The sequence below is a fragment of the Pseudoflavonifractor sp. 60 genome, from assembly GCF_009911645.1.
Lineage (GTDB): Bacteria > Bacillota > Clostridia > Oscillospirales > Oscillospiraceae > Lawsonibacter.
On the sequence record NZ_QWKI01000210.1, the window covers coordinates 1 to 565 of the forward strand.

The following is a 565-nucleotide window of genomic DNA, read 5'->3' on the forward strand; positions in this document are numbered from 1 at the left end:
TCAGCGGGAGCGGGCCGTGGGCAGGCTGGAGCAGGTGGCACAGCGGCTGGAGGAGAATGGATCCGCAGAGGAGGCGAAGTTCCTCCGGGACCAGCTTTCCCAAATCGTCCCCGCCCTGTGGGAGGACGACCTGTCCATCCCGTGAATTGGGTTTCACCCGGCTGACGGGCCGGATGAGATATAGTCCCTGCGCCAAATTGCACTCGTGTCCAAAGGCCACGGAGCGAGGACAGGCTGGCGCTCTACCCAGTGTCAGAAAGGGATTTTTGGCACGCCGGAACCCTCAAAAAAATCATTATAATTGGAAGGAGTCAATTAAAATGAGGATTCAGCACAACATAATGGCGATGAACGCCTACCGCAACTACAACCTGAACAACAAGGCTCTGGCCGGCAACCTGGAGAAGCTGAGCTCTGGCTACAAGATCAACCGCGCCGGTGACGACGCCGCCGGTCTGGCGATTTCCGAGAAAATGCGCGCCCAGATCGCCGGTCTGGAAGCCGCCCAGAAGAACGTCAAGGACGGCACCTCTCTGGTCAAGACCGCTGAGGGCGCCATGCAGGA

The 565-nt window shown here is 58.9% G+C and carries 1 pseudogene; it reads left to right on the forward strand.

Annotation, left to right across the window (positions count from 1 at the left end):
• Positions 1 to 320: 320 nt before the first annotated feature.
• Positions 321 to 565: pseudogene (locus D1646_RS19775) on the forward strand (flagellin); the annotation flags it as partial.